This window comes from Streptomyces sp. NPDC029674 (genome assembly GCF_044903205.1).
In the GTDB taxonomy this organism is placed as follows: Bacteria; Actinomycetota; Actinomycetes; order Streptomycetales; family Streptomycetaceae; genus Streptomyces.
Window position 1 is genome coordinate 1 of the sequence record NZ_JBJDPY010000066.1, and the last position, 1,302, is coordinate 1,302.

The window sequence follows — 1,302 nt, forward strand, 5'->3', positions numbered from 1 at the left end:
ACGTCGAGGAGGAGAAGGACATCTTCACCCGCACCGAGTGGGACCGCTTCTACCGGGCCATGACCCCGCACTTCCAACCGCTGCTGGCCTTGCTGATCACCTCCGGCGCCCGCTGGGGCGAGGCCACCGCCCTGCAGGTCCGCGACCTCGACGTCGACGCCGGCGTCATCCACGTGCGCCGCGCCTGGAAGAAGGGCGCCCAGGGCGTCGTCCTCGGCGCACCGAAGACCCAGCGCGGCCGCCGCGCGATCATGCTCCCCGACCACGTCGTGGCCATGCTCGCCCCGCTCGCCGCCGGCCGACCCCCCGAGGACTTCCTCCTGACCTCCCCCACCGGCCGCGTCATCCACCGCACGAACTTCGTCGAGCGCCACTGGAAGCCCGCACTCGCGGCCGCCGGCATCACGAAGGACCTCTCGCCGCACTCGGCGCGGCACACGTTCGCCTCGTGGGCGCTGATGGAGGGGGTGGCCCCGCAGATCGTGCAGCACCGCCTCGGCCACGAGTCGCTCGAGACCACCTCGCGGCGGTACGCGCACCTGCTCCTGGACGCCCAGCGCGCCGCGGTCGACGCGATCGGCTGGGAGCCCTCCCCCGGCGCCTGACCTCCTGGCACAGCGAGAGGCCCCGCCCAGCTGGCTGCTGGACGGGGCCTCTCTTGCGCTTCCCTTCGCGGCCTCCACGCTCCCCGAGGGGGCAGACACGTTAAACGGCCGGCGCCCGTACCGCGCGCTCGCGGGTCTGCCGAGCCTCCCGGGCCCGCCGCGTGATCACCGGGTAGGCGGCGATGGCCACCGGGTTCTCGGCGAGCGTGGCCACGCGCATCGTCAGCGCCGTCCCCCGCAGCCCGACCAGGTGCTCGGCGGCCCGGTCACGCGCGGCCCCGTGCCGCCACCGCCGCCCCCACAGCTGCAGCACCATGTGGTCACGAACGGACAGGTGGCCGGCGCTCGCGGGCGCCTGGGTGGTCGTGGTCATGTCGGGACGGTACGTCCGGGGTCGGACAGGCTAGACGGTCTCGCGGTGCTCGGGGATCCGGGCGGCGAGGTGCTCCCGCTCGGCCCGGGTGAGCCCGGCGAGTCGGTCGGTGAGCACGAGCGGGGTCACCCACAGTTCGTCGGCGAGCTCGTCCAGGCTCATGGACCAGGGCAGGGCGTCGGAGAGCTGCTCGAGCGTGATCAGGTGCCGGGCCGCGGCCGCGCGCACCGCGTGTTCGACGGCCGGCGGCTGGCAGCCGCGGTGGCCGTGCTCGAGGTGCACGAGCTCGTGGGTGAGCGCGCACCGCCGCTCGGCCTGCGTCAT

At 74.4% G+C, this 1,302-nt stretch carries 3 protein-coding genes; 1 reads left to right on the forward strand and 2 read right to left on the reverse strand.

All coding sequences use genetic code 11. The annotated features are described in order from the left end of the window. Nucleotides 1-605 (forward strand): tyrosine-type recombinase/integrase (locus ACI2L3_RS40390; RefSeq protein ID WP_404757456.1); only part of this gene is annotated, 605 nt, incomplete at its 5' end. Between the two features lie 100 nt (nucleotides 606-705). On the opposite strand, the gene ACI2L3_RS40395 is transcribed toward ACI2L3_RS40390, so the two are convergent. Together ACI2L3_RS40395 and ACI2L3_RS40400 are read right to left on the reverse strand one after the other, a co-directional pair. Beyond that, nucleotides 706-978, reverse strand: a complete 273-nt coding sequence (locus ACI2L3_RS40395; protein WP_350749603.1) for a DUF3263 domain-containing protein — start codon at nucleotides 976-978, stop codon at nucleotides 706-708. 30 nt (nucleotides 979-1,008) lie between these two features. Beyond that, the coding region (locus ACI2L3_RS40400) for a hypothetical protein (protein WP_404757457.1) at nucleotides 1,009-1,302 on the reverse strand (294 nt) is incomplete at its 5' end.